This window comes from Rhodovulum sp. HP10, from assembly GCF_047553435.1.
GTDB lineage: Bacteria > Pseudomonadota > Alphaproteobacteria > Rhodobacterales > Rhodobacteraceae > Rhodovulum.
Genome location: NZ_CP180201.1, coordinates 2,719,115 through 2,744,302, shown reverse-complemented (window position 1 = coordinate 2,744,302; position 25,188 = coordinate 2,719,115). Strand labels below are relative to the sequence as shown.

The following is a 25,188-nucleotide window of genomic DNA, read 5'->3' as shown; positions in this document are numbered from 1 at the left end:
TCGGCATCGTCCTGCGCAAGGCCCCGGACCAGCGGGATTCCGCCGCTTGGCGGCGGCCGCCGGCCGGGATAGGGTGGCGCCCCCTGACCCAGACTTCGGACCGCCATGACCGCCGATCTTGCCCCCCGCATCGCCCGCACCATCGCCGCCGAGATCGGCGCCCAGCCGCAGCAGGTCACCGCCGCGGTCGGGTTGCTCGACGGGGGCGCGACCGTCCCCTTCATCGCACGCTACCGGAAGGAGGCGACCGGCGGGCTCGACGACACCCAGCTGCGCGATCTGGCCGAACGGCTGGCCTATCTGCGCGAGCTCGAGGCGCGGCGGGCGACGATCCTAGATACGGTGCGCGCGCAGGGCAAGCTGACCGAGGCGCTCGAGGCCGATATCCTGAAGGCCGAAACCAAGGCGGCGCTGGAAGACCTCTACCTGCCCTACAAGCCCAAGCGCCGGACCCGGGCGATGATCGCCCGCGAGAACGGGCTGGGGCCGCTGGCCGAGGCGATCCTGGCAGATCGCGATGCCGCCCCCGAGACGTTGGCCGAGGGCTTCGTGACCGAGGCGGTGCCGGACGTGAAATCGGCGCTTGCAGGCGCGCGCGACATCCTGGCCGAGGGGCTGGCCGAGAATGCCGATCTGATCGGGCGGCTTCGGACCTTCCTGCAGGACAATGCGCTGGTGACGGCGAAACTGGTCGAGGGGCAGGAACAGGCAGGCGCCAAGTTCTCGGACTATTTCGACCATCGCGAGCCCTGGGCCAGGGTTCCCAGCCACCGGGCGCTGGCAATGATGCGCGGCGCGAAGGAGGGCGTGCTGACGCTCGATATCGGCCCCGATCCCGACGAGGGCCTGGCCCGGGTGCAGACCATGGTGGCGGGCGCGCTCGAGGCGCGGGGCGACGGCCCCGGCGACCGCTGGCTGCGCGAGGCTGCGGGCTGGACCTGGCGGACCAAGCTGAGCCTGTCGATGATGCTCGATCTGATGGGCGATCTCAGGACCCGCGCGCAGGACGAGGCGATCCGGGTCTTTGCCCGCAATATCAAGGATCTGCTGCTGGCCGCCCCGGCGGGCGCCAGGGTGACGATGGGGATCGATCCGGGCATCCGCACCGGCTGCAAGGTGGCCGTCGTCGATGCCACCGGCAAGCTTCTCGACACCGCCACGATCTATCCGTTCCAGCCCAGGAACGACCTGAGGGGCGCGCAGGCGACGCTGGCCGCACTGATCCGCAGGCATGGCGTGGGGCTCATCGCGATCGGCAACGGCACCGCAAGCCGCGAGAGCGAGCGCATGGTGGCCGAGCTTCTGGGCGATCTGCCCGCGCCGAAGCCCACCAAGGTGGTGGTCAGCGAGGCCGGCGCGTCGGTCTATTCGGCCTCCGAACTTGCCGCCAAGGAATTCCCCGGGCTCGACGTGTCGCTGCGCGGGGCCGTGTCGATCGCGCGGCGGCTGCAGGACCCGCTGGCCGAGCTTGTCAAGATCGAGCCCAAGGCCATCGGCGTCGGCCAGTATCAGCACGACGTCGACCAGCACCGGCTGGCCCGGGCGCTTGATGGCGTGGTCGAGGATGCGGTGAACGCGGTCGGCGTCGATCTGAACATGGCCTCGGCCTCGCTGCTGGCCCGGGTCTCGGGGCTCGGAGGTTCTCTGGCCGAGGCCATCGTCGCCCATCGCGACGCCAATGGCGCCTTCGCGAAGCGCAAGGATCTGCTGAAGGTCGCGCGACTCGGGCCGCGCGCCTTCGAGCAATGCGCGGGCTTCCTGCGCATCACCGGCGGCGACGAGCCGCTCGACGCCTCGGCCGTCCACCCCGAGGCCTATGACGTGGCGCGCCGGATCGTGGCTGCCTGCGGACGCGACCTGCGCACGCTGATGGGCGACGAGGCGCAGCTGGGCCGGCTCGACCCGAGGGACTTCGTCGATGACCGCTTCGGGCTGCCGACCGTCAGGGACATCCTGTCGGAACTGGCGAAACCGGGACGCGACCCCCGGCCCGAATTCGTCACGGCCAGCTTTGCCGACGGGATCGAGGAAATCACCGACCTGCGCCCCGGAATGCTGCTGGAAGGCACGGTGACCAATGTCGCGGCTTTCGGCGCCTTCGTCGATATCGGCGTGCATCAGGACGGGCTCGTCCATGTCTCGCAACTGGCCGACCGCTTCGTGCAGGACCCGCATGAGGTCGTGAAGGCAGGCGATGTCGTGAAGGTCCGCGTGGTCGAGGTGGATGTGGCCCGCAAGCGGATCGGGTTGTCGATGCGCAAGGATGGCGGGGCCGAGGCGGCCTCGCGCGACGGCGCGACGGGCAAGGGCCCGGGCCGTGGCGGGCCGGGCGGCAAGGGCGCCCAAGGCAAGGGCCCCGACAAAGCCAAGGCCCCCGGCAAGAGCGGCGGGCGGGGACCCGGGCAGGGGGCGGACCGGACGGGCCCGCGCGGCAAGGGCGGCGGCTCGGGGGCAGAGACCGGGGCGCTGGGCGCAGCCCTGCTCGAGGCGATGAAGCGGCGCTGAGCGGGTCGGCCCAACGGCGTGTCACCGGCGGGCCACCGGCGGGTCGCCGCCCGCCGCGACGCCGGCTCGATTGACGCGGCAAGGCCGATCTGCCATGCCGCCAACGCTTGGCTGAGAGGGCAACATGCAAGAAAAACCGCTCGAATCCGTCGAACTGGACCTGTTGGCGGTGATCCGTCAGATCCATGCTGAAGAGGGCCCGTTCGGGCGCGACCTGCTGCTGGTGCGGGCGCGCGGGCGCGGGCTGGAAGTCTCGCGCCCGCTGGGCCGGCTGAAGGAGCTCGGGCTGGTCGAGGAGATCGAGCGCAAGCCCATCCTGCTGCGCCGCCTGTTCGGCGCCAGGCCCGAGGCCCTCCTGCGCCCGACCGCCTCGGGCCTCGCGCTTGGCAGCGAGGCCACGACTTCCGAAGCCACAGCGGCGGCCGAGGCTGGTCCTGATATTGGCCCGGATACGGGCCCTGACCCCGTATCCGAGACCAGTCCCAAGGCCGGACCCGAGGTTGGGCCCCAGACCGGAACTGGTGCAGGCACCGGGCGCGAAACCGCAACTGCGCCCGAGACGACCCAGCGCCCGACAGCTGTCCCGGACCCGGACAAGAAACCGGCCGCGCGCACGCCGTCTCCGGCCCTCGCCCCGGCACAGTCCCCGGCGCCCGCCCCGTCCACGCCTGAACCGCCCCCCGCGCCCCGGGTAGAACCGCCCGCGCCCCAGGCTCCGCACCCGGCGCCCCACAGGGCATCCCCGGCGGAACCGCCTGTGTCGGCCCCCAAGGCCACGGCCGCCCCCCGGGCCGAACCGAGCGCCCCCGCCGCTCCCCCGGCCGGGACCGATGCGCCGCTGCCGATGCCCCGCCGGGCCGCCCCGCGCAACCCGCGCGGATATACCGAAGAGCTTGGCGGCAGCCCGGTCGCGGTGAAGACGGTTCCGCTGCGCCACAATGCCGATCCGGCGATGATGGAGAACCTGCGCGAGGCGCTGGCGGTGATCGGGATCGAGATGACCTTCGCCGGCGAGGCGCTGATCGCCGACCGCATGGACCGGGGCGCCTCGATCGGCGAGGCGCTGTCGCAGGTCGTGCTGTTCGCCTTCGCCCATGCGGTGGCCGAAGATGCGCGCGAGGGCGAGCAACTGCAGGCGCTGGGCCTCACCGATTACGCGGTCGACGTGATCGCGGAATTCGAGCGGCTGCGCGATGCGGGCGAAATCGACGGTGACCGGCTGGAAGAGGACATGCGCCGGCTCTGGACGCTGGTCGGCGACAGCCCCGACCGGCTGCGGCTGGCCGAAGAGCTGCTGCACGATCCGGTCGGCGGACTGACCCCGCCGGCCCTGCTGCCCGAGGATCTGAGGCCCGCCAAGGAAAGCTGAGCCGAAGGACGCTGAAACGAAAAGACCCCGGTGCGATCTGCGACCGGGGTCTTTTCGTGAGTTCGGGCCTTTCAGGCCGTAGCCGGCTCGGTCAGGACGTCAAGGACCATGCGCTCGGTGAACGGGCGCAGCAACAGGCGGCAGCCCGCGCTCATCACCCGTTCGACATCCTCTCCGAGGGTCAGCACCAGACGCGCCCCGAGTTTGCCGAGATTGGTGGCCAGACCGCTTGCCAGGGCCTCGTCGAGGCGAAGCTCCAGAAAGGCTGCATCGACCGATCCGACTCCTTCGAGGCCGGAGGCCATTTCATCGACCGAAGAGAAGTGCATCACCCGGCACGGCCCCAAAGTCTCGATCGCCTGGATCAGGTCGGCCGAGATGAGAGCATCCCGTTCGAGCACAACATAGGTCGGGTGCGCTTTCGCGACAGGCAAAGCCGCGTGCGACATGTCGGGGGGGTCTCCTTTCCGCAAGATGATCCGCAGATCATCATAACAGGAACAAGGCGGCAAGTGCATTAAAGATAACACTACCCACGCCGCCCCCCGCGCCTGCGGAACGCCGTCCCGTTACTCAACGGAAAATTTCATCACCCCATTGGAATCAGAAAAAATATTCCCCGGCATCACCGGAAGGGAAGAATTTCGCACAAAAACGCGCCCCGCCCGAAGCCGGGCGGGGCGTTTCGTTCGGTCTGTCGGGATGCCGCATCAGCGGAACTTCGCCAAAAACTCGTCGACTTCCCGCTCGGCATCCTCGCGAGCCTTGCCGTAACGCTCCTGGATCAGGCCCACCAGCTGTTCCCGGTCCCCTTCGGTCCGGTCAAGATCGTCGTCGGTGAGCGCGCCCCAGGCCTCCCGGGCCCGGCCCTTGATCTGTTTCCATTTGCCTTGGAAGATATCGGTATTCATTTGAACCTCCTTTCCTCTCTGCAATGCCCGGTCAACGTCCGGTACCCGGATTATGTTCCCATGCCTCGTCCCCTCGGCCCGATATTCCGGCCAGGGCATCGGCGTCGGGGCATCGGCGGCGGGCGAACGGGCGAACGGGCGGAACCCCGCGCCTTCACAGGCGTTGTGAGCCAATGACCGACCCCACGATCCGCCTCGACCCGATGTCGCGCGTCGCCTTGCTGGTTCTGGCCGGGGTCGCAGGTTTCACCGCTCTCAAGCTTGCCGAGGACATCTTCGCCCCGCTCTGCCTCGCCCTGGTCACGGGGATCATCCTGTCGCCTCTGGCCGACATGCTCGAGCGGCGGCTGCGTCTGCCGCCGATGTCGGTCGCGGCGGCGCTGCCGACGCTGGGCATCCTTGCGGTCGGCGCGCTGGCCTTCGCGGTCGAACCGGTGGTCGGGCGGCTGGTCGACCAGTGGCCCTCGATCCGCTGGGAACTGCGCGGCGTGGTCAACGACTTCCGTGGCTTCGTACAGAATATCGGACAGGTCGGCGACGAGGTTCAGCGCGCATTGGGCGGCACCGGCAATGGCAATGACGCCGAGGCCGCCGCCCCCTCGATCCCGAGCCTGACCGATGCGCTCTTCGTGGCGCCCAGGGTCGCGGCGCAGCTCCTGATCTTCATCGCGGCCCTGTTCTTCTTCCTCCTGACCCGGGCCGACATCTATGCCTGGGTGGCCGAACATGCCGGTCAGTGGCTGGGACGCGAGACGATCCTGAACCGCATCCGGACTGCCGAACGCCTGGTCGCGCATTATTTCATGACCATTTCGCTGATCAATGCCGGGCTCGGCATCGCGCTTGCCATCGCATTGGGTGTGCTCGGCATGCCCGGCGCCCTCGCCTGGGGGGTGGGGGCGGCATTGCTGAATTTCGTGCTCTATATCGGCCCCGCGACGATGGTGGCAGGGCTTCTTCTGGGCGGGCTGATCGTCTTCGATGGCTGGAGTTCGGTCTTTCCCGCCCTGATCTATCTCGTGCTGAACGGGATCGAATCCCAGGTCGTCACCCCCACCTTCGTCGGCCGCAGGATCGCGGTGAACCCGCTTGCGATCTTCGTCTCGCTGGTCTTCTGGCTGTGGTTCTGGGGACCGCTCGGCGGGGTGATCGCAATCCCGGTTCTGGTGATCGTGCTGGCGATGCTCGACGTCTTCGACGACCCGGCCGTCCCGGCGGACGAGCAGCCCCTCCCGCAGAAACCGGCCGAACCCGGCTGAGTCCCGGCTCAGGCTCCGGCCCAGGCAGGTCCGGGTCGCAGCGCGACGGCAGGCGGGAAAGCTGGTTCCGATCACGCCTCCGATCGATACCCCGGGCGCACCGCCCCGGACAGTTTCGGCCAGATGATCTCGGTCAGACGATCTCGGGCGGCGCGCCCGGCACCGGCAGGCCCAGCTTGCGCGCGGGATCGGAATCGTAATGCACCAGAAAGCCCTCGCGCCGGTCGGGCTTGCGGCGGCTGTTGAGATCGGCCAGCACCCGCCAGGCCTCGAAGGCGGTCCCGGGATCGAGCGCCGCCGGATCCGGCTGGCCGTCGCACTCGCGCGGCAGCCAATGCCCCATCACCCGGCGGCGGATCAGCGCGACATGGGCGGGCGCGGTCAGTTCCAGCCCCGCCTCGCTATCCCAGCGCATCGACCGCCCGTTCAGATTGGCCGAAGACAGGATCGCCGCCTGGCCGTCAAAGATCGACACCTTGGAATGGACATAGATGATCGGCGCGTCTTCAAGCTCGGCACGGCCTTCGACCGCCAGCCGCCGCGGCTGAACCGGCGAGAGAACCAGGACCCGGTCGGGACCGAAGGCGTCGTAAAGCAGGCTCAGGCAGCGGCTTTGCAGATGCTCGCCATAGCGCACGTCCAGCCCGCTGCTGTTCTCGAAGGCCACATCCTCGGGCGCGGCGGGCAGCACCAAAATGGCGCACAGATCGGGGCAGGCCTCGGCACGGCGGGCCATGGCCCGGGCCAGAGGCAGATGCCGGAAGAACTGGGTTTCGAGATAGATCAGCCGTTCGGCCGCCCTGATCCGGGACAGATGGGCCCGCTCGATCTCGGTCACCAGGGGCCGCGGCGAGAACCGGAACGGCGCGCGCCGCGCCGGGCGCGACAGGGTCCGCAGAAAGCCGGGCGCGGCCGGTCCCGGGGCCTGCCGTCCGGCCACGATGTCGAGGAAGCCGTCGAGATGCTGTTCGGCCGCACGCACCACCGGCCCCCGCACCATCGCATGCACGTCATGCCAGGTGCGTTCCGGAGCGCGGCAGTGGCGCGCGGTGTCATAGCGGCGTTCGTTGAGATCAAGCCCGCCGACGTAAAGCTGTCGCCCGTCGAAGACTGCCATCTTCTGGTGATGGGTCGCGGGCGTCAGGTCGGGCAGGCCCGGCACCGCCACGATCCGGCCGTCGGGCCGCTTGCGGGTGATCCGCGCGATGCCGGGCGCCTCTTCGAGGAACCGGCGGCGCTCGGCCTCGGAGCGGGCATTGAGATCGTCTAGCACGCTGCGCAGCTTGGCATGCGCGCCCGGCCAGAGCGCCAGACGCGCGCCGAGGCCGGCCTGCGCGCTGTGAAGCGCGCTCAGCACGTCCAGCCGGCCGCCCCGCGCGACTTCGCTGGCCGCGATCAGCCTGCGGCGCGCGTTCCAGCACAACCGGTGCAGATCGGCGGCACCGATCGGATCGAAATCGGCCAGCACGAGGCGGACAGAGACCCCCCGCTCCAGCGTATGGACCATCAGATCGAACCAATCCTCCCCGATCGCGCGCGCCTCGGGCGAGCGCAGCCGGGTCGCGAGATCGAAGATGCGAAAGCTAGCGGAAATGCTGTGACGCGCGTCGAGAAACGCCCGTTCGAGCGCCGGATAGGCCTCGGCCGCGGTCAGCAGAAGCTCAAGCTCCTCGACCGGGCCTGTCGCGGCGGCGCGGGCCGCATCGTTTTCGGGGAACCCATGCATTGTGTCGGTTTCGCGTGGCCTCGTCCCGAGCTCAGCGCGCGGTGGCCGAGCGCGGCCCCGCGATCAGCCAGATGATGAACCCGACCAGCGGCAGGAACAGGACAAGCAGGATCCAGAGCACCTTGTTGCCTGTCGCCGTTCCCGAATTCAGGACCGACACGATGGCCCAGATATCGAGGACGAGGACGATGAGACCGCCGATCCCTGTGACTTCCATGACGGTTGTTCCTTTCTGTTCTGGTCTGACGCTGCGGTTGCCCGAAGCTGCATTGGTCGAGGCGATGTTGACGGACAACGCCCTGCGGGTCGCCGCGGTTCCGCAGTCCTGCTGTGACGCCGGCTTGTTCCGACACCGGCCACGGCCAGCCCCCCCGGACGCTGCCGGACGGAATATGCCCGCAGCCGGCTCAGGACAGCAACTGGACGACAACCGGGCAGCAGCAAGCCGGTAGCAGACCAGCGGCAGGACGGCCGTATAAAATCGCATCAATCGGAACCGGCGCACGGGAACGCACAGAGAACAGGCAGGTTCCCGCCGAAATGCGATGTTTTTTTGATCACGAAACGAAACTTCCTGCAGCCGGCCACGTTGGATGTCCATGGAAGCGGAGCCGGCCCGGCACCGCCACATCAAGGAGGTTCAGAGATGAAACGTATTCTTGCGACCACCGCCCTTGCCACTCTCGTGGCCATGCCCGTTCTCGCCCAGAGCCAGGGTGCCGCGTCCGCCCCTGATGTCGAGGTGGCCGGCCAGTCGATGAGCGCCGACACCCTGATCGGCAAGCGTATCTATGTCGCGACCGGCGAGAGCGACGGTCTGTCGATGACCGATCTGACCGATGCGCCCGACAGCTGGGAAGACGTGGGCGAGATCGGCGATGTCTATATCGACGGTACCGGGACGGTGAATGCCGTGATTGCCGATATCGGCGGCTTCCTCGGCATCGGCGAACGCGAGGTCGCGCTGCAGATGGACAGCCTGCAATTCGCGCCGGATGCCGATGACGCGGGCGAATATTTCGTCGTGTTCCAGGGCGATCCGTCGACGCTCGAGGGCAAGGAAGCCTATGACCGCACCGCGATGGATACCGAGGGCGACTTCCTCGGATCGGGCAACCAGCATGCCTCGAGCGAGGGCCGGATCGAACCGGGCGCCGAAGGCACCGACATGGCCGCCGGCGGGGGCATGGATAACGGCATGACATCGGGCACCCCGCTTTCCGAGACCGAACGCGCCGAACTGACCGCCGAAGACCTGCAGGGCCATACCCTGGTCGGCGCCAATGGCGAGCGGATCGGCAAGATCGGCGAGCTGGTGCTGACCGATGACGGTCGCATCGACAAGGTGATCGTCGATGTGGGCGGTTTCCTCGGCATCGGGTCGAAGCAGGTCCAGCTGGCCTATGGCGAACTCAACCTCTCGCGTGACGAGGATGGCGCGCTGAAGGTCTCGACCGTCCAGACCAAGGACACGCTGAAGAGCCTGCCCGAGTGGACGGGCTGACCCTGCGCCACACCGAAGACAGACCTACCGGGGGCCGCCATTGCGCGGCCCCTTTTCCATGGGCTGGCTTATCGGCGCCGGGGCCGGGCGAGGCAGGTTAGCTTTCTGTTTACCCGGCGCTGTCATGCTCCCGCAGACCCTATTAGAGGAGGCTGCTGCGATGAATATTCATGGCACCAATGCCATCGCCCAACGGATCGCCGCCTATTCCCGAGAGGCGAGCCTGTCAGGCGTCCACTCGCCCGATTTCGAGAAGGAAGTCGCCGGAACAGGAAACATGGATCCCAAGGCCCCCAAGACCGCTCCGCAAGGTCCCGCGGCCATCGCCGATATCTTCGCCCGCCACGACATGACCCGCATCTCGCCGCGTGAGGTCGACAGCATGGCGCAGGAGCTTCGCGATGCCGGCTTCGAGGATATCGACTTTCTGCTGGGGCTCGAGATCTATGGCGAGAAATTCCAGTCGCATCTGGTCGAGACCATTCAATCGGCGGGGATCGAGGCCCGCCACCCGGACTATACCCAGCCGATGGACCTGATCGAGGTCAACCGCGACCAGCTTGCCTATGCGCGCCGCTCGGGCGACCCGACCGAATGGCGCGAGGCCTTTCTTGCCAGGCTCGAGGCGTTCCAGGCCACGGCGCATCCCGCCCCGACAGGGCTCTCGACCGCCGAAAGCCTCGTTCTCGCCCGGGCCAGCTGATCCGCCGCATCAAAGTCCGGCGGCACGCCAACAGGGCGCTCTCGGAAAACCGCTCGGCGCCGCAAGATCGGCCGCAGGAACCTTGGCGTCGACCGCATCCCTTCCGGCGATCCTCCTGATGACCGGCTCCAACGTCACAGTTGCGCCGTTGGAAAGCTTCGACGCGCAGAATCGCCAGAGACGTCCGGTTGACCTGATCGTCGTCGCCCGTTTCGGCCTTCAGCCCCTGTTCCTCCCGTCGCCCGCCCTGACGATGGGCCAGATCGCCCTGCCCGGACGAGGCCAGCGTTGGATCTGAGCAGGGCCGGCCCGATCCTCTGCGCAACGGCCGCCTTGTCCACAAGACGCCGCTCACTGAGGTGATCGCGATCATACTCATCGACCCCGTCACCCTGATCATGCCTGACGCGTTTCCCTCAGGAAAACCCCTCGGCGGGCGCCGGATACGCGCTTCGGCCATCGGGTCTTTTCGGGCGATGCGGCCGATCCGGCCGAGCTTCGCAGCCTTCGGCCAGGTGGCCCGGCTGCCGCTTGCGTCGGCCTTCTGCCATGCCACCTGTCTGATCCTGACGCGATGGATCGCGCAGCGGAGGCCGCCAGCGCCGACATGCAACCAGAGCTGGCGCTCTGCACCGGATCAGGGGTGCCCCGCTTGCCCCGGTCTGGCCGCGCGAGGACCGTTCCGGTTCTGGCTCACCGGGGTCGTCGGCCCGACGACGACCGCCTTGCCTCGTCTGACCGGCGCTGGCCGCGGTCATTGCGCCCTTGCATTGCAGGATCTCGAGATCGTTGCCGCCATCGCGCCCGGCTATCGGATCCCCGACACCCTGCCCGCTCCCGAGGCCCCGACCGGGAGCGCCATCATCACGGGCGCAGGGCTTCACGTTTTCCCGTGCGAGCGCCGCCCGAACCTGATGCGGCCACCGCCGCCGGCGGCATGAGCGCGGCCACCGCGGCGTCGAAGGCCTCGACAGGCAGGATCACCGCCATGCCCGGCGCCTCCATCCTCAGCCTTACCGGACCCGACACCCGGTTCGAGGTGCCGATCCGGCCGCCGGGCGCGAAATCGAGCCCGTCGATGGGCCAGTGCAGCCCCTCGCTGACGCCCCGCACCGGCCGCATCGGAAACAGCGAGAAGCGCACCCCCTCGGGCAGGTCGAGCGCTAGATCCGGCGGACAGTGAAAGCAAATATCGTCGTCGCCGATCAGCAGACAGCGCCGCTCGGGATTGCGGACCAGCGCGTTCAGCGCCGCCAGGCCGTGATCGAACCGGTCGCCGAGAAAGCCGAGCCCGAGAACCAGCCGCGCCGCGACATGGCGCAGGCATTTCTCGAAATCGGTGCTGTCCTGTTCGGTCACGCGATGCTGGCACTCGGCCGGGATCGCCGCCTGCGCCGCGGCCGAGATCGAGTCGAAATCGCCGATCACCGCCTCGGGCAGACAGCCCGCCGCCAGCGCCGCATCCGCCCCGCCATCGGCGGCCACCAGCGCCGGGGCGATCTCCAGCGCCCGCCGCAACTGTGCCGGATCGACCCTGGCCCCGCCGAGCAGGGTGATTTTGTCGGAATGATGGACGAAATGTGTTGGCATTGAGGCAACCTTGCGGCGGAAATCTGGTGACAGTCCTGTGGATGGCGGAAAAATCTTGAAAATTCCGCTTTTTGTTCATCCTCTGGAACCGCACTATGTAAACATAAGCGCGTCCTGTTCGAGGAGAAAGCGAGTTTCGGATGGCTGGCCCGCCAAAGGTCCTGACGGTGTCCTATGGAACTTTCTCCTGCAAGCTGGAGGGGTTCGAGGATTCCTTCGGCATGATGAAGAAGATCACCGAATATTTCCGCGACCTCGCAGCCGGGGACAGGTATTTCGGCGCCGAGCCGCCCCCGCCCGATGCCGAAACGCTGCAGCGGATCGCCGAAGGCGAGGCCCGCCGCCGGGTCGAGGCCCGGGTCGAGCTTGACGGCGTGCTGCTGCGCTCGGGCGGGTTGGAGGGCAGGATCTCTTCCGCCCCTTCTCCGGCTCCGGGAACGCAGCCCCCGACCGCCAAGGTCCCCCGCAGCGATGAACCCGAATCCGTGGCCGCCAAGCTGGCCCGCATCCGAGCCGCCGTCGAAACCGCCCATGCCGCCGATGCCGAGCTTGCCGATACCGGCTTCGAGGACGAGACCGACGACGCCCCTCCTGGTGGCATGGCGCGCGAACCGCGCCCTCCGGGCAGCCCGCCGGAGCGGCGGATGGCCATGACCGGCCCCCCGGCCCCTGAAACGGCCGCAACACCTTCTTCCGACGACCGGGACAGCCCGGATCCGGCGGCCGAAGCCGAGCCGACGCCCGCCCCCCCCCCCGGAACGGCCCGCGCCCGGGTCCTGAAGCTCCGTCGCGACGATCTGAGCCAGACCTGGCCTCCAGACGGGGAGGCGGGCCCGACGCCTGCATCCGGCGCCGCGCCGCGACCTTCCGACATCGACCAGGTCCGGGCGCCGGCCCACGATCCCGCACCGGCCCCGGCGCTGGCGGCGGACCGCCGTCGCTCGGCCGATCTTGCCGATCACGAGCTCGCCTTGCAGCGGCTTCTGGACGAGACCAACTCCAAGCTGGCCGGCGCCGAACAACGGCGGCGTCAGGCCTCTATCGCGCATCTGAAGGCAGCCGTCGCGGCCACCGTCGCCGAACGCCGGCTCGACACACGGCACCGCGGCGACGATGACAGCCATATGCGCCCCTATCGCCAGGCTCTGGCCGAGGTCGTGCGCGGCGCCCGCAAGATGCCGCAAGCGGGCGATGGCAACCGACTGGCGCCGCTGATCCTGGTCACCGAACAGCGGATCGACCGGGCCACACCGGACGCCGAAGCCGACGCCCCGACCGGGCAGAGGACCGGCCCCGCGGGCGAGAAGGACGGGACAGGTCCCGAGACTCTGCGGCTCGATGCGCCGATCCTGCCCCTGACAGAGGCCCGGCTCAGGGGCTTTGCCGCCGCCACCGCCGGTCACGACCCCGCCGATCTGACGGGGCTCCTGGCCCAGGCCGCCGCCTATCTGACCGGGCAGGAAGGTGCGATGCTGTTCACCCGACCCCAGGTCATCGAACTGGCGCGGAGCGTTGCCGGTGACGATTTCGAGCGTGAGGACATGCTGCGCGCCTTCGGGCGGCATCTTCGCGAGGGGCGGTTCCGGCGGATCCGGCGCGGCCAGTTCGGGCTGGACGAGACCGCGGTCCCACCGCAGGCGGCGGGGGCCGACCGCATCGCCTGAGCGGTCGGCCCCCGCGAGATCAGTCGCGTTCGGCCCGGTCGTCTTCTTTCGCCTCGGGATCGGGCTGGCCTATCCCGCGGAAGACAAAGCGGAAGGGCAGCGCCCAGACGATGCCGAGCGCCACATAGACCAGAAGCTCGACCAGGAAGGACGGGCGGCCAAGAGCGTTCATCACGCTCACGGCCACCACGATATAGGCCGGCAACCCGATCAGCAGGATCACCAGCGACCAGCGGCGGCGGGCTTTCCAGGACAGCGCCATCAGTCAGCGAAGGGGTCGGTGACGAGGATGGTGTCGTCGCGCTCGGGCGAGGTCGACAGAAGCGCCACCGGACAGTCGATCAGCTCTTCGACCCGGCGCACATACTTGATGGCGTTGGCGGGCAGATCGGCCCAGCTGCGCGCGCCTTCGGTCGATTCCTGCCAGCCCGGCAGTTCCTCGTAGACCGGCGTGCAGCGTGCCTGCTGATCGGCGGCGGTGGGCAGATGGTCGAGCCGATCGCCGTCAAGCTCGTAGCCGACGCAGACCTTCAGGGTCTCGAACCCGTCCAGAACGTCAAGCTTCGTCAGCGCGATGCCGTTCATGCCAGAGGTGGCGCAGGTCTGGCGCACCAGCACCGCGTCGAACCAGCCGCAGCGGCGCTTGCGCCCGGTGACGGTGCCGAATTCGCGGCCCCGGGTGCCCAGACGTTCGCCATCATCATCGTCCAGCTCGGTCGGGAACGGCCCCTCGCCCACACGGGTGGTATAGGCCTTGACGATGCCCAGCACGAAATCGATCGATCCCGGGCCGATGCCGGTGCCGGTCGCGGCCTGACCGGCGATGGTGTTCGACGAGGTGACGAAGGGATAGGTGCCGAAATCGATGTCCAGAAGCGCACCCTGCGCCCCCTCGAACAGGATCCGGTTACCGGCCCGGCGCTTCTCGTTCAGCACCTTCCAGACCGGCGCCGCGTATTTCAGGATCTCGGGCGCGATCTCGCGCAGGCTCGCCAGCAGCGCGTCGCGGTCGATCTCGGGCAGGCCCAGCCCGCTGCGCAGCGCGTTGTGATGCACCAGCGCCCGGTCGACGCGAAGCTCGAGCGTCGCATCATCGGCCAGATCGGCGACCCGGATCACCCGGCGGCCGACCTTGTCCTCGTAGCAGGGGCCGATACCACGACCGGTGGTGCCGATCTTGGCCATCGAGTTCTGGCCCTCGCGGGCCCGGTCGAGCTCGCCATGGAAGGGCAGGATCAGCGGCGTGTTCTCGGCGATCATCAGCGTCTCGGGCGTCACCTCGACCCCCTGGCCGCGGATGGTCTCGATTTCCTTCACCAGATGCCACGGGTCGAGCACGACACCGTTGCCGATCACGCTGAGCTTGCCGCCCCGGACCACACCCGAAGGCAGCGCGTTCAGCTTGTAGATGGTGCCGTCAATGACCAGGGTATGGCCCGCATTGTGCCCGCCCTGGAAGCGCGCGACCACATCGGCACGCTCGGACAGCCAGTCCACGATCTTGCCTTTTCCCTCGTCGCCCCACTGGGCGCCAACGACAACGACATTGGCCACGGCCAATTCCTTTCAAGCTGCTGCAATGCAAACCCGCGCAGGTATAAACCCCTCAGACGACGAGGCAAGGCGAAATCTGGGCAAATTCCGGACGACAGCGCCGCGCAAGCCGCTAGACTCGGGCGAAGACGCTTGAAAGATGACTGAACGGAGAGCCCGAAATGGCCGCATTGTTTCTTCGCTGGCTGGTCGCCTTCCTGCTGCTGGCCCTGACCTATAACCCCACCTCCTGGAATTATATCCGCTGGGCGATGGCGGGCTGGGACACGCAGACGCCGATGGTGGTGCTGGCGGGCCTGGTGCTGTTCACCGGCTACGTGATCTACCTGCGCGCCACGCTGCGCTCGATCGGGCCGTTCGGCATGGTCCTGGTGACGGCGCTGGTCGGGGCGCTGATCTGGGTGCTGGTCGACTGGAAGGTGCTCCGGCTCGACAATCCGGGTCTGAACACCTGGATCGCACTGCTGGCGCTGTCCTTCATCCTCGGGGTCGGACTGGCCTGGAGCATCCTGCGCCGGCGGCTGTCGGGGCAGGCCGATATCGACGATGTCGACGAATGACGCCGCTGCGCGACCCGGCGTCGCACTGACTTGACGACCACCGGGACGCCCTAACCCTGCGACGATGAGGCCGCCCGAAAGTCGTCCCAACCACCGGTGGCCGCGTTACACTCCCGTCGAGTCGGCATATCAAATAATCACGGAGGAACATGAATGTCCGGATTCCTGCTTCGCTGGCTGGTCGCCTTCCTGCTGCTCGCCGCCACCTACAATCCGACCGACTATAACTACATCGCCTGGGCCCAGGCCAATTTCGCCACCGGCAAGCCTCTGGTCATCGGTCTCGGCGTGATGCTGGCGCTGGCGCTGCTGGTCTATGTCGTCGCCGCGGTGCGCACCTTGGGCCTGCTCGGGCTCTTCCTTCTGGTCGTCATCCTGGGGCTGCTGGGCTACATCCTGGTCGGAAACGAAACACTGAAACCGGAGCTGAACAGCTTCAACATCTGGGGCGGCGCGATCCTGCTGTCGCTGATCCTCGGCGCGACCATGAGCTGGCGCTCGCCCAGCAAGATCAGGGCGCAGGCCAAGAAGGCGCAGAAGACCCGTTCGGCCGCCAAGCCCGCCAACGCCTGAGGGGTTGCGGGAGCGGCCCGTTCGGCATAGGTACGCGCCAAGTTCAAGCCGGGGCCGCTCCATATGGAAAACGTCATCCTCATCGTTCACCTGATCCTCGCCGTCTGCCTCATCGGGATTGTCCTGCTGCAGCGCAATGAAGGCGGCGGGCTCGGCATGGGTGGGGGCGGCACCATCACCGGACGCGCCCCGACCACGCCGCTGGGCAAGCTGACCTGGTTTTTCGCGATCTGCTTCATCGGCAGTTCCATCGCGCTGACCATCATCGCCGCGGAGAATGCCGCCGGAACCTCGGTCATCGACCGGCTGGGAGGCACCGCGCCCGCGGCCGGGCAGGAGGCCGCCCCTGACGAGGCCCCCGCGGCCGAGCCGGACCTGCTGCCGCCCGCCCCGGTCGTTCCCGGCGACACGCCCGCCGCCCCGCCGCGCGCCGACTGATCCACTGCCCCGCCTAATCCGCCGCAGGGCCCGCCCGGTCGGGCTGCTGCGGCTTTTGACAATACCACCACAACAAATTGATTCGGGTGTCAGACACCCCCCAGCATCTTGCGGTCCGGTTGCGGTTCCGTCGCGAATCCGCTATAGTCCAAGTCCCGTGATGCTGCGGACAAGCCGCACCGAATCCAGCAGGCATCGAGCACTAGTCACGGGAGACTCCAGCACATGGCACGCTTCATTTTCATCACTGGCGGGGTTGTGTCGTCGCTGGGCAAGGGCCTGGCTTCGGCCGCGCTCGGCGCGCTTCTGCAGGCCCGCGGCTTCACCGTCCGCCTGCGCAAGCTCGACCCCTATCTGAACGTCGATCCGGGCACGATGAGCCCGTTCGAGCATGGCGAGGTCTTCGTCACCGATGACGGCGCCGAGACCGATCTGGACCTCGGCCATTACGAGCGCTTCACCGGCGTGGCCGCGCGGGCGACGGATTCGATTTCCTCGGGGCGGATCTATTCCAACGTGCTCGAACGCGAGCGTCGCGGCGACTATCTCGGCAAGACCATCCAGGTCATTCCGCACGTGACCAACGAGATCAAGGATTTCATCGCCACCGGCGAGGACGAGGTCGATTTCATGCTCTGCGAGATCGGCGGCACGGTCGGCGATATCGAGGGGCTGCCCTTCTTCGAGGCGATCCGCCAGTTCAGCCAGGACAAGCCGCGCGGCCAGTGCATCTTCATGCATCTGACGCTTCTGCCCTATATCAAGGCATCGGGCGAGCTGAAGACCAAGCCCACCCAGCACTCGGTCAAGGAGCTGCGCTCGATCGGCATCGCCCCCGACGTGCTGGTCTGCCGCTCGGAAGGGCCGATCCCGGCCAAGGAACGCGAAAAGCTGGCGCTGTTCTGCAATGTCCGCCCCGACAGCGTGATCGCGGCGCAGGACCTGAAGTCGATCTACGAGGCGCCGCTGGCCTATCACCGCGAGGGGCTCGACCAGGCGGTGCTGGACGCGTTCCAGATCAACCCGGCGCCGAAGCCCGACCTGTCCAAATGGGAAGACGTGTCCGACCGGGTCTTCAATGCCGAGGGCGAGGTGCGCGTGGCCATCGTCGGCAAGTATACCCAGCTCGAGGACGCCTACAAATCCATCGCCGAGGCGCTGACCCATGGCGGCATGGCGAACCGGGTCAGGGTCAAGGCCGAATGGATCGATGCCGAGATCTTCGAACGCGAGGACCCGGCGCCCTGGCTGGAAGGTTTCCATGCGATCCTGGTGCCCGGCGGCTTCGGCGAGCGCGGCACCGAGGGCAAGATGAAGGCCGCCCAGTTCGCCCGCACCCGCGGCGTGCCCTATCTGGGGATCTGCCTCGGGATGCAGATGGCGGTGATCGAGGCGGCGCGCAACGTCGCCGAGCTGTCCGATGCCGGCTCGGAGGAATTCGACCACGAGGCCGGCAAGAAGCGCTTCACCCCCGTCGTCTATCACCTCAAGGAATGGGTGCAGGGCAATGCGATGGTCAAGCGCAAGATCGGCGACGACAAGGGCGGCACCATGCGTCTGGGCAGCTATACCGCGCATCTGCTGAAGGATTCGAAGGTGGCCCGGATCTACGGCTCGACCGTGATCGAGGAACGTCACCGCCACCGCTACGAGGTCGATATCAAGTACCGCAAGCAGCTCGAGACCTGCGGCATGGTGTTTTCGGGCATGTCCCCCGACGGCCGCCTGCCCGAGATCGTCGAGTGGAAGGACCATCCCTGGTTCATCGGCGTGCAGTTCCACCCCGAGCTGAAATCGAAGCCCTTCGCGCCGCATCCTCTGTTTGCCGATTTCGTGCGCGCGGCGGTCGAGGTCTCGCGGCTGGTCTGAGGACCGCGCGCGGGACCGTCACGCCATGCTCTCCTATCAGCACATTTACCATGCGGGAAATCTCGCCGACGTGCACAAGCATGCGCTGCTTTGCGCGATGCTCGACTACCTGACCCGCAAGGACAAGCCGCTGAGCTATATCGAGACCCATGCGGGCCGGGGCCTCTACGATCTGGCCGCGCCCGAGGCGGTCCGGACCGGCGAGGCGGCGGCGGGGATCGGGACGATGGAAGAGCGGCTGGCCGGGGATCATCCCTACCGGCGGCGGCTGGCCGAGGCGCGCGCCCGCTTCGGCGCCGGTGCCTATCCCGGCTCGCCGCTGCTGGCGGCGCTGTCGCTCCGGCCCGGCGACGCGCTCCATCTGGCCGAGCTGCACCCGCAGGAGCGCGCCGCGCTGGAAACGGCGATGGCCCCCTTCAGCGCGCATGTGATGGCCGAGGACGGGTTTCAGGCAGCACAGGCCCTGACCCCGCCCATGCCCCGGCGCGGGCTGATGCTGATCGATCCGAGCTATGAGGTGAAGGCCGATTACGCCGCCATCCCCCGGCACATGGCTGCGCTGCACCGCAAATGGAATGTGGGCACGCTGGTCCTGTGGTATCCGCTTCTGCCCGCCGCCCCGCATCGGCCGATGCTCGCGGCGTTGCGCACGGCTTTTCCCGGAGCGCTTTGCCACGAGGTCCGGTTCCCGCCCGCGCGCGAGGGTCACGGGCTGATCGGCTCGGGGCTTTTCATCGTCAACCCGCCCTGGGGGCTCGAGGCCGAAGCGGCCGCCCTCGGGCGGCTTTTCGGCACCGCCCCCGGTCGCGCCGGGTAAGGATGGCGCGCAAACGGGCTTTTCCGGCGCCCGGGGGCGGGCTATATCAGCGCCCATGTTCGCAGAGTTCCTCAATCGCCTGATCGGCCCCGACCCAGAACAGCTGGATAATCCCGATGCGCGGCTGGCGCTTGCGGCGCTGCTGGTCCGGGTCGCCCGGACCGATGGCGATTATGCCGGCGAGGAGGCCCAGCGGATCTCGCGCATCCTCTCCGCCCGTTACGGCCTCAGCCCGGCACAGGCGCTCGAGCTGCGCGACCGGGCCGAGACGCTGGAGGCGCAGGCGCCCGATACCGTGCGCTTCACCCGCGCGATCAAGGATGCCGTGCCCTATGAGGATCGCGAGGGGGTGGTCGAGGCGTTGTGGGAGGTGGTGCTGGTCGACGGCATCCGCGACGAGGAAGAGGACGGGCTGCTTCGACTTGTCGCAAACCTGCTCGGCGTCAACGACCGCGACAGCGCGCTGGCCCGGCAGCGGGCCGAGGCACGGCTGGCCGGCTGAGGCCGCCCCTTCCGGAAACCGCCCGGGAACCGGAACCTTCATAAGAACAGATCCCATTTCTCGCCGCATAGGCGGATCGGCGCCCCCGGACTCTGCCCGCAGCGGATCGGGGGTGCCGCGCTCGGGGATGCGCGACCTCGGGCCACGCTCAAATCCTGGGCGTCCGCCTATCAGGACACCGGTTCCCCGTTGCATTCAGGCGCGAATTGCGTCCTACTTCGGGCCCGAACAATAACTTGCCCCGGTTTTCGCGTGACAGACCCAACACCGCCCGTTCTCGACATTCGCAACCTGCACAAGAGCTATGGCGACCTTGAGGTGTTGAAGGGCGTCTCGATTTCTGCGCCGAAAGGCCATGTCGTGTCGCTGATCGGCTCGTCCGGATCGGGCAAATCCACCCTCCTGCGCTGTGCCAACCTGCTCGAGGACAGCCAGCAGGGCGAGATCCTGTTCGAGGGCGAACCTGTCAAATGGCGCGGCCAGGGCCGCGGTCGCCATCCCTCCGACCGCCGTCAGGTGATCCGCATCCGCACCAACCTGTCGATGGTGTTCCAGCAGTTCAATCTCTGGGCCCATATGACGATCCTGCAAAACGTGATGGAGGCGCCCGTCACCGTGCTGGGCGAGGACCGGACCGTGGTCGAGGACCGCGCCCGGGCGCTGCTCGACAAGGTCGGCATCGGCGACAAATGCAGCGCCTATCCGGCCCAGCTTTCGGGCGGCCAGCAGCAGCGCGCCGCCATCGCCCGGGCGCTGGCGATGCAGCCGCGCGCGCTGCTGTTCGACGAGCCGACCTCGGCGCTCGATCCCGAATTGCAGCAGGAGGTGGTCAAGGTCATCAAGGTGCTGGCCGAGGAAGGCCGGACGATGATGCTGGTGACCCATGACATGCGGCTGGCCGCCGATGTCTCGGACCATGTCGTGTTCCTGCATCAGGGGCTGATCGAAGAGCAGGGCCCGCCCGGGCAGGTCTTCGGCGCGCCCGCCTCCGAGCGACTGCAACAGTTTCTCAGCGCAACGGCCGCGTAAACGGCCAGACAAGACAACAGGGGAGAATTCCGATGAAAAAGCTGATCCTTGGCGCCGCCGCCCTCGCGCTTTCGGCCGGCATGGCGCTGGCGCAGGACGTGGTGCGTCTGGCCACCGAGGGCGCCTACCCGCCCTACAACTTCATCAATGACGCAGGAGAGGTCGACGGGTTCGAGCGCGAGCTTGGCGACGAGCTCTGCAAGCGCGCCGAGCTGAACTGCACCTGGGTCACCAATGACTGGGATTCGATCATCCCGAACCTCGTCTCGGGCAATTACGACGCCATCCTCGCCGCCATGAGCATCAGCCCCGAACGCCAGGAAGTCGTCGCCTTCACCCAGCCCTACACGCCCCCCTCGCTGTCCGCCTATGCCGCGCTGAGCGATGACGTCGACCTGGAAAACAGCGTGATCTCGGCCCAGACCGGCACGATCCAGGCCAATCATGTGGTCGATACCGGTGCCACGCTGCTGGAATATCCGACCGCCGACGAATGCGTCGACGCCGTGCGCAATGGCGAGGCCGATGCGGTGCTGGCCGACAAGGACGTCCTGGTGCCGATCGTGAATGAGGGCGAGCTGATGTTCGTCGGCAAGGACACCGCGCTGAGCAACGGCATCGGCATGGCCTTCCGCAAGTCCGACCCCGCGCTGAAGGACAAGTTCGACGCCGCGGTCCAGTCGATGAAGGACGACGGCACCCTGAATGAGCTCATCATCAAATGGATGGGCGAAGATTCGCCCCGCTGGTAACAAGACAGGTGCGGGCGGGGCGACCGGTTCGCCCTGCCCGGTTTTTCCCCCATGTTCGCATCCTGCGCCGATCCCTCCACCCTCGAAGGTCTGAACTGGCTTGCCTGCTACCTGACCAGCGGCAAGCACATGGCGTTCTACCAGTCCTTCCTGGTCGTGCTTGCCCTGCTGGCGGTGACCGCCCCGGCAGCGCTTCTGTTCGGCTTCGGCGGCGCCATGGCGGCGCGCTCGCGGATCTGGCCGCTGCGGATCCTGGGCCGCATCTATACGGCGATGGTCCGCGGCGTCCCCGATATCGTCTTCTTCCTGTTCGTGCCGGTCGCGATGGATCAGGGCTTCGAATGGCTCCGGCACAAGGTCAAGTGCCCCGACTGGACCGAGCCGGTCCGGCAGGGCAGCGATTTCGTGGTCTGCCCGGTGGCCAAGCTGCCGCTGTCGACCAGCCCGCAATGGGTACATGAAACCTACGGCTTCGCGCTGGCGGTGCTGGCCTTCGCCGTGGTCTTCGGCGCCTTCGCGGCCAATGTGCTTTACGGCGCGATGCGCGCGGTGCCGCGCGCCCAGATCGAGACCGCCGAGGCCTATGGCATGACAAGCCGCCAGTCCTTCTGGCGGGTGCTGGTGCCGCAGATGTGGATCTATGCGCTGCCGGGCCTGTCGAACCTGTGGATGATCCTGATCAAGGCCACGCCGCTTCTGTTCCTGCTGGGCGTGCAGGACATCGTCTACTGGGCGCGCGAGCTGGGCGGCACCAAGACCTCGATCTTCGCCTATCCGCATCCCGACTGGCGGCTCTACTACTTCCTCGGCCTGCTCATTTTCTATCTGTTGCTGACCCGGGTCTCCGAGGCGGTGCTGACCCGGCTGACGGCACGGCTTTCGCATGGCCAGGCGACGCTGGCGGGCGAAGCCCAGCGAAAGGCCGCGCAATGAGCTGCGTGCAGACATTCCATGATTACGCCTTCCGCTCGCTCGGCTATGGCGAGCGGCTGCTGCCGCGCTCGGATTTCACGCTGTGCGAGCAATTCACCCTGATCGGCTCGGGGCTGGTCTGGAACATCTATTTCGGGGCGCTCGCCCTGTTCTTCGGCTTCTTCCTCGCGACCGCGGTCGCGGTGGCGCGCGACAGTCGCTTTCTGGCCGTCCGCAAGCCTGCCGAATGGTTCATCTTCGTGTTTCGCGGCTCGCCGCTCTTCATCCAGTTCTTCCTCGCCTACCAGGCCTTCGTGCTGCTGCCCAGAAACGGGATCGAGCTGAACCTGATCTTCACCGAGATCAGCGCCGAGACGGGCTGGCTGACACGGGCCTGGGCGGGGGCGCTGATCGTGCTGTTCCTGAACACCGCCGCCTATTCCGGCGAGATCTTCTACGGCGCGCTCCGCTCGGTGCCGAAGGGCGATCTCGAAGCCGCAGACGCCTATGGCATGGCGGGCTGGAAAAGGTTCCGGCGGATCGTCTGGCCCACGATGTTGCGGCTGGCCTGGCCCGCCTATACCAACGAGGCGATCTTTCTCTTCCACGCCACGACGCTGGTTTACTTTTCCGGCTTTCCGGCCTGGCAGCAGAAGGGCGACGCGCTTTACTATGCCAATTACTTCGCCGACAAGACCTTCAACCCCTTCATCCCCTATCCCATCGTGGCCTTCTATTTCATCCTCGTGACCCTTGCGATCATCGGCCTGTTCGGGCTGATCAACCGCCATTTGAACCGCCACATGCCGCCCGAAACCCGGCCGCGCCTGAGGATCCGCCCGCAGGTCATAAGATGAGCGCCTGGCTTCGCGACAATCCCGAGATCCGGACCATCCGGATGGCCGCCTGCGACCTGAACGGACAGGCGCGCGGCAAGCGCGTGCCCTCGCGCTTTGCCGGCAAGATCGAGGAAGAGGGCACCCGGTTTCCGCTCTCGGTGCTGAATCTCGACATCTGGGGCGAGGATATCGAGGGCAGCCCGCTCGTCTTCGAGACCGGCGATGCCGACGGCGTGCTGCGCCCGACCGGGCGCGGCTTCGTGCCGATGCCCTGGCTCGATGCGCCGACCGCACTTCTGCCCCTGTGGATGTTCGACGAACGGGGCCGCCCCTTCGAGGGCTGCCCGCGCCATGCTCTGGCGGTGGTGCTCGAGGAATATGACAAGCGCGGCTGGGCGCCGCAGGTCGCGACCGAGCTTGAATTCTACCTGATCGACGACAGCGCCGCGGTGCTGCACCCGCCGCGCTCGCCGCGCTCGGGCAAGCGCCGCGAGGCGGGCGAGATCCTGAGCCTGCGCACGCTCGACGCCTTCGACGCCTTCTTCACCGATCTCTACGACGCCTGCGAGGCGATGGACATTCCCGCCGATGCCGCGATCTCGGAGGCCGGGACCGGGCAGTTCGAGATCAATATGATGCACGGCCCCGCGATGAAGGCCGCCGACGATGCCTGGCTGTTCAAGCTTCTGGTGCGCGGCATGGCGCGGCGGCACGGCTTCGCCGCCAGCTTCATGGCCAAGCCCTATGCCGACGATGTCGGCAACGGAATGCACACCCATTTCTCGGTGCTGGATGCGCAGGGCCACAACATCTTCGACGATGCCAGCCCCGAGGGCTCGGGCTTCCTGCGCCAGGCGGTGGCGGGCTGTCTGGCCGCCCTGCCCGACATGACGCTGGTGCTCGCACCCCATGCCAACAGCTATACCCGGCTGGTGCCCGGCAACCATGCCCCCACCGGCATCTGCTGGGCGCATGAGAACCGCACCGCCGCCATCCGCATTCCCGGCGGCAGCCCCCGCGCCCGCCGGATCGAGCACCGCGTCGCGGGCGGCGACATCAACCCCTATCTGATGATCGCGGCGATCCTCGGTGCGGCGCTGCAAGGGGTCGAGGAACAACTGGTGCCGCCGCCGCCCATCACCGGCAATGCCTATGAGCTCGACCTGCCGCAAATTCCGACCTGCTGGCAAAGCGCCATCGACTCCTTCGAGCAGAGCCCGCGCATGGCCCGGATCTTCCGGCGCGGCCTGATCCGCAACCTCACGATGACCAAGCGGCAGGAAGCGCGCCGCATCGCGGATCTCGACGAGGAGGCGCAGATGGCGCTGTATCTCGACACGGTCTGAGGCGCCGTCCCCGGAGGCGCTGCGCGGGGGCTTGCCCGACTGCCGCCCCAGGATTAGGTTGGGCGCACCTAATCAAGAGACTCCCATGCAGATCGGTATCCTGCAGACAGGCCACGCGCCCGACGCGCTTCGCGCGGCGCATGGCGACTATCCCGACATGTTCGTCCGGCTGCTCGCGGGCCACGGCTTCGAGTTCCGGACCTGGCCCGTGCTCGACATGGCATTTCCGCCCTCGGTCCATGCCGCCGAAGGCTGGCTGATCACCGGATCGCGTTTCGCCACCTATGAGGATCACGCCTTCATCCACCCGCTGGAAGATTTCATCCGCCAGGCCCATGCCGAAGGCGTGCCGCTGGTCGGGATCTGCTTCGGGCATCAGATCATCGCCCAGGCACTGGGCGGCCGGGTCGAGAAATTCGCGGGCGGCTGGTCGGTCGGAGCACGCGACTACCGGATCGAGGATCGCGACTACCGGCTGAACGCCTGGCATCAGGATCAGGTGGTCGTGCCGCCCTCGGGCGCCGAGACCGTCGGCAGCACGCCCGGCTGCGCCCATGCCGCGCTGATCTATGACGACCGTGCCTATACCGTGCAGCCGCATCCGGAATTCGACCCCGCCTTCGAGCGGGGGCTGATCGAGCAGCGCGGCCCCGGCGTGGTGCCCGATGACAGGCTGGCCGAGGCCCGGGCCCGGCTCGACCAGCCCACCGACTCGGCCGCGATGGCCGCGCGGATCGCCCGTTTCTTCACCGAAAGGCGCTGAGCC

Annotated in this window: 26 protein-coding genes; 19 read left to right on the top strand and 7 right to left on the bottom strand. The window is 67.7% G+C overall.

Features of this window, described 5'->3' with window-relative positions; genetic code table 11:
- Positions 1–105 precede the first annotated feature (105 nt).
- The gene (locus ACK8CO_RS12990) at positions 106–2,505 is read left to right on the top strand and encodes a Tex family protein (protein ID WP_414896884.1); all 2,400 of its coding nucleotides are present in this window, start codon (positions 106–108) and stop codon (positions 2,503–2,505) included.
- A 124-nt stretch (positions 2,506–2,629) separates the two neighbouring features.
- Entirely contained in the window at positions 2,630–3,874 is a 1,245-nt protein-coding gene (locus ACK8CO_RS12985) for a hypothetical protein (protein WP_414896883.1), read from the top strand.
- A gap of 71 nt (positions 3,875–3,945) precedes the next feature.
- Here the strand turns inward: ACK8CO_RS12985 and ACK8CO_RS12980 are convergent, their stop codons facing one another.
- Together ACK8CO_RS12980 and ACK8CO_RS12975 are read right to left on the bottom strand one after the other, a co-directional pair.
- Complete coding sequence (locus tag ACK8CO_RS12980; protein WP_414896882.1) at positions 3,946–4,323, bottom strand: hypothetical protein; 378 nt, start codon at positions 4,321–4,323, stop codon at positions 3,946–3,948.
- 261 nt (positions 4,324–4,584) lie between these two features.
- Entirely contained in the window at positions 4,585–4,785 is a 201-nt protein-coding gene (locus ACK8CO_RS12975) for a CsbD family protein (RefSeq protein WP_080617469.1), read from the bottom strand.
- 173 nt (positions 4,786–4,958) lie between these two features.
- Here ACK8CO_RS12975 and ACK8CO_RS12970 point away from each other — a divergent pair, with 173 nt between their 5' ends.
- Positions 4,959–6,044: an AI-2E family transporter gene (locus ACK8CO_RS12970; RefSeq protein ID WP_414896881.1), complete on the top strand. Its 1,086-nt coding sequence runs from the start codon at positions 4,959–4,961 to the stop codon at positions 6,042–6,044.
- Positions 6,045–6,177: 133 nt separating this feature from the next.
- Here the strand turns inward: ACK8CO_RS12970 and ACK8CO_RS12965 are convergent, their stop codons facing one another.
- Positions 6,178–7,770: a phospholipase gene (locus tag ACK8CO_RS12965; protein WP_414896880.1), complete on the bottom strand. Its 1,593-nt coding sequence runs from the start codon at positions 7,768–7,770 to the stop codon at positions 6,178–6,180.
- Between the two features lie 31 nt (positions 7,771–7,801).
- A complete protein-coding gene (locus tag ACK8CO_RS12960) occupies positions 7,802–7,987 on the bottom strand; it encodes a PLDc N-terminal domain-containing protein (RefSeq protein WP_080617472.1) in 186 nt (61 codons plus the stop codon).
- A 429-nt stretch (positions 7,988–8,416) separates the two neighbouring features.
- On the opposite strand from ACK8CO_RS12960, the gene ACK8CO_RS12955 reads away from it, so the two are divergent.
- From ACK8CO_RS12955 to ACK8CO_RS12945, 3 genes are all read left to right on the top strand, one after another.
- On the top strand, positions 8,417–9,274 hold the full coding sequence (locus ACK8CO_RS12955; protein ID WP_414896879.1) for a PRC-barrel domain-containing protein: 858 nt from the start codon (positions 8,417–8,419) through the stop codon (positions 9,272–9,274).
- Between the two features lie 160 nt (positions 9,275–9,434).
- Positions 9,435–9,977: a hypothetical protein gene (locus ACK8CO_RS12950; RefSeq protein ID WP_414896878.1), complete on the top strand. Its 543-nt coding sequence runs from the start codon at positions 9,435–9,437 to the stop codon at positions 9,975–9,977.
- Positions 9,978–10,095: 118 nt separating this feature from the next.
- Positions 10,096–10,275, top strand: coding sequence for a hypothetical protein (locus tag ACK8CO_RS12945; RefSeq protein WP_414896877.1), 180 nt, complete (start codon positions 10,096–10,098; stop codon positions 10,273–10,275).
- A gap of 566 nt (positions 10,276–10,841) precedes the next feature.
- Here ACK8CO_RS12945 and ACK8CO_RS12940 read toward each other — a convergent pair.
- Positions 10,842–11,567 (bottom strand): thiamine diphosphokinase, encoded by a 726-nt coding sequence (locus ACK8CO_RS12940; RefSeq protein ID WP_414896876.1) that lies wholly within the window; start codon positions 11,565–11,567, stop codon positions 10,842–10,844.
- A gap of 140 nt (positions 11,568–11,707) precedes the next feature.
- Between ACK8CO_RS12940 and ACK8CO_RS12935 the strand changes: the two genes are divergently transcribed.
- The gene (locus ACK8CO_RS12935; protein ID WP_414896875.1) at positions 11,708–13,231 is read left to right on the top strand and encodes a hypothetical protein; all 1,524 of its coding nucleotides are present in this window, start codon (positions 11,708–11,710) and stop codon (positions 13,229–13,231) included.
- A gap of 19 nt (positions 13,232–13,250) precedes the next feature.
- On the opposite strand, the gene ACK8CO_RS12930 is transcribed toward ACK8CO_RS12935, so the two are convergent.
- Complete coding sequence (locus tag ACK8CO_RS12930; protein ID WP_080617477.1) at positions 13,251–13,493, bottom strand: DUF2842 domain-containing protein; 243 nt, start codon at positions 13,491–13,493, stop codon at positions 13,251–13,253.
- On the bottom strand, positions 13,493–14,785 hold the full coding sequence (locus tag ACK8CO_RS12925) for an adenylosuccinate synthase (protein ID WP_080617478.1): 1,293 nt from the start codon (positions 14,783–14,785) through the stop codon (positions 13,493–13,495). The genes ACK8CO_RS12930 and ACK8CO_RS12925 overlap by 1 nt, the downstream gene beginning before the upstream one ends.
- Before the next feature lie 161 nt (positions 14,786–14,946).
- Here ACK8CO_RS12925 and ACK8CO_RS12920 point away from each other — a divergent pair, with 161 nt between their 5' ends.
- The 12 genes from ACK8CO_RS12920 to ACK8CO_RS12865 all read left to right on the top strand — a co-directional run bounded on the left by ACK8CO_RS12920 (position 14,947) and on the right by ACK8CO_RS12865 (position 25,185).
- Complete coding sequence (locus tag ACK8CO_RS12920) at positions 14,947–15,345, top strand: DUF6524 family protein (protein WP_414896874.1); 399 nt, start codon at positions 14,947–14,949, stop codon at positions 15,343–15,345.
- A gap of 153 nt (positions 15,346–15,498) precedes the next feature.
- Positions 15,499–15,918: a DUF6524 family protein gene (locus tag ACK8CO_RS12915; RefSeq protein ID WP_080617480.1), complete on the top strand. Its 420-nt coding sequence runs from the start codon at positions 15,499–15,501 to the stop codon at positions 15,916–15,918.
- A 63-nt stretch (positions 15,919–15,981) separates the two neighbouring features.
- On the top strand, positions 15,982–16,356 hold the full coding sequence (gene secG, locus ACK8CO_RS12910) for a preprotein translocase subunit SecG (protein ID WP_414896873.1): 375 nt from the start codon (positions 15,982–15,984) through the stop codon (positions 16,354–16,356).
- A gap of 225 nt (positions 16,357–16,581) precedes the next feature.
- Entirely contained in the window at positions 16,582–18,225 is a 1,644-nt protein-coding gene (locus ACK8CO_RS12905; protein ID WP_080617482.1) for a CTP synthase, read from the top strand.
- A gap of 25 nt (positions 18,226–18,250) precedes the next feature.
- A complete protein-coding gene (gene rlmJ / locus ACK8CO_RS12900; protein ID WP_414896872.1) occupies positions 18,251–19,042 on the top strand; it encodes a 23S rRNA (adenine(2030)-N(6))-methyltransferase RlmJ in 792 nt (263 codons plus the stop codon).
- Between the two features lie 55 nt (positions 19,043–19,097).
- A complete protein-coding gene (locus tag ACK8CO_RS12895; protein ID WP_414896871.1) occupies positions 19,098–19,544 on the top strand; it encodes a TerB family tellurite resistance protein in 447 nt (148 codons plus the stop codon).
- A 252-nt stretch (positions 19,545–19,796) separates the two neighbouring features.
- Complete coding sequence (locus ACK8CO_RS12890; RefSeq protein ID WP_080617485.1) at positions 19,797–20,573, top strand: ABC transporter ATP-binding protein; 777 nt, start codon at positions 19,797–19,799, stop codon at positions 20,571–20,573.
- Positions 20,574–20,605: 32 nt separating this feature from the next.
- The gene (locus ACK8CO_RS12885; protein WP_414896870.1) at positions 20,606–21,325 is read left to right on the top strand and encodes a transporter substrate-binding domain-containing protein; all 720 of its coding nucleotides are present in this window, start codon (positions 20,606–20,608) and stop codon (positions 21,323–21,325) included.
- A 51-nt stretch (positions 21,326–21,376) separates the two neighbouring features.
- Positions 21,377–22,258: an ABC transporter permease gene (locus ACK8CO_RS12880; protein ID WP_080617487.1), complete on the top strand. Its 882-nt coding sequence runs from the start codon at positions 21,377–21,379 to the stop codon at positions 22,256–22,258.
- Complete coding sequence (locus ACK8CO_RS12875; RefSeq protein WP_414896869.1) at positions 22,255–23,094, top strand: ABC transporter permease; 840 nt, start codon at positions 22,255–22,257, stop codon at positions 23,092–23,094. The genes ACK8CO_RS12880 and ACK8CO_RS12875 overlap by 4 nt, the downstream gene beginning before the upstream one ends.
- Complete coding sequence (locus ACK8CO_RS12870) at positions 23,091–24,422, top strand: glutamine synthetase family protein (RefSeq protein WP_080617489.1); 1,332 nt, start codon at positions 23,091–23,093, stop codon at positions 24,420–24,422. Before ACK8CO_RS12875 ends, ACK8CO_RS12870 begins: the two co-directional genes overlap by 4 nt.
- 85 nt (positions 24,423–24,507) lie before the next feature.
- Positions 24,508–25,185 (top strand): type 1 glutamine amidotransferase, encoded by a 678-nt coding sequence (locus ACK8CO_RS12865; RefSeq protein WP_414896868.1) that lies wholly within the window; start codon positions 24,508–24,510, stop codon positions 25,183–25,185.
- Positions 25,186–25,188 lie beyond the last annotated feature (3 nt).

Bases quoted from the DNA above. Each gene is read 5' to 3' on its own strand.
- ACK8CO_RS12905 (WP_080617482.1), top strand. From the start codon at position 16,582: ATGGCACGCTTCATTTTCATCACTGGCGGGGTTGTGTCGTCGCTGGGC.
- ACK8CO_RS12950 (WP_414896878.1), top strand. From the start codon at position 9,435: ATGAATATTCATGGCACCAATGCCATCGCCCAACGGATCGCCGCCTAT.
- ACK8CO_RS12865 (WP_414896868.1), top strand. From the start codon at position 24,508: ATGCAGATCGGTATCCTGCAGACAGGCCACGCGCCCGACGCGCTTCGC.
- ACK8CO_RS12895 (WP_414896871.1), top strand. From the start codon at position 19,098: ATGTTCGCAGAGTTCCTCAATCGCCTGATCGGCCCCGACCCAGAACAG.
- ACK8CO_RS12960 (WP_080617472.1), bottom strand. From the start codon at position 7,987: ATGGAAGTCACAGGGATCGGCGGTCTCATCGTCCTCGTCCTCGATATC.
- rlmJ (WP_414896872.1), top strand. From the start codon at position 18,251: ATGCTCTCCTATCAGCACATTTACCATGCGGGAAATCTCGCCGACGTG.
- ACK8CO_RS12965 (WP_414896880.1), bottom strand. From the start codon at position 7,770: ATGCATGGGTTCCCCGAAAACGATGCGGCCCGCGCCGCCGCGACAGGC.
- ACK8CO_RS12880 (WP_080617487.1), top strand. From the start codon at position 21,377: ATGTTCGCATCCTGCGCCGATCCCTCCACCCTCGAAGGTCTGAACTGG.
- ACK8CO_RS12945 (WP_414896877.1), top strand. From the start codon at position 10,096: ATGACCGGCTCCAACGTCACAGTTGCGCCGTTGGAAAGCTTCGACGCG.
- ACK8CO_RS12975 (WP_080617469.1), bottom strand. From the start codon at position 4,785: ATGAATACCGATATCTTCCAAGGCAAATGGAAACAGATCAAGGGCCGG.
- ACK8CO_RS12870 (WP_080617489.1), top strand. From the start codon at position 23,091: ATGAGCGCCTGGCTTCGCGACAATCCCGAGATCCGGACCATCCGGATG.
- ACK8CO_RS12920 (WP_414896874.1), top strand. From the start codon at position 14,947: ATGGCCGCATTGTTTCTTCGCTGGCTGGTCGCCTTCCTGCTGCTGGCC.
- secG (WP_414896873.1), top strand. From the start codon at position 15,982: ATGGAAAACGTCATCCTCATCGTTCACCTGATCCTCGCCGTCTGCCTC.
- ACK8CO_RS12955 (WP_414896879.1), top strand. From the start codon at position 8,417: ATGAAACGTATTCTTGCGACCACCGCCCTTGCCACTCTCGTGGCCATG.
- ACK8CO_RS12875 (WP_414896869.1), top strand. From the start codon at position 22,255: ATGAGCTGCGTGCAGACATTCCATGATTACGCCTTCCGCTCGCTCGGC.
- ACK8CO_RS12915 (WP_080617480.1), top strand. From the start codon at position 15,499: ATGTCCGGATTCCTGCTTCGCTGGCTGGTCGCCTTCCTGCTGCTCGCC.
- ACK8CO_RS12970 (WP_414896881.1), top strand. From the start codon at position 4,959: ATGACCGACCCCACGATCCGCCTCGACCCGATGTCGCGCGTCGCCTTG.
- ACK8CO_RS12930 (WP_080617477.1), bottom strand. From the start codon at position 13,493: ATGGCGCTGTCCTGGAAAGCCCGCCGCCGCTGGTCGCTGGTGATCCTG.
- ACK8CO_RS12885 (WP_414896870.1), top strand. From the start codon at position 20,606: ATGAAAAAGCTGATCCTTGGCGCCGCCGCCCTCGCGCTTTCGGCCGGC.
- ACK8CO_RS12985 (WP_414896883.1), top strand. From the start codon at position 2,630: ATGCAAGAAAAACCGCTCGAATCCGTCGAACTGGACCTGTTGGCGGTG.
- ACK8CO_RS12935 (WP_414896875.1), top strand. From the start codon at position 11,708: ATGGCTGGCCCGCCAAAGGTCCTGACGGTGTCCTATGGAACTTTCTCC.
- ACK8CO_RS12980 (WP_414896882.1), bottom strand. From the start codon at position 4,323: ATGTCGCACGCGGCTTTGCCTGTCGCGAAAGCGCACCCGACCTATGTT.
- ACK8CO_RS12940 (WP_414896876.1), bottom strand. From the start codon at position 11,567: ATGCCAACACATTTCGTCCATCATTCCGACAAAATCACCCTGCTCGGC.
- ACK8CO_RS12990 (WP_414896884.1), top strand. From the start codon at position 106: ATGACCGCCGATCTTGCCCCCCGCATCGCCCGCACCATCGCCGCCGAG.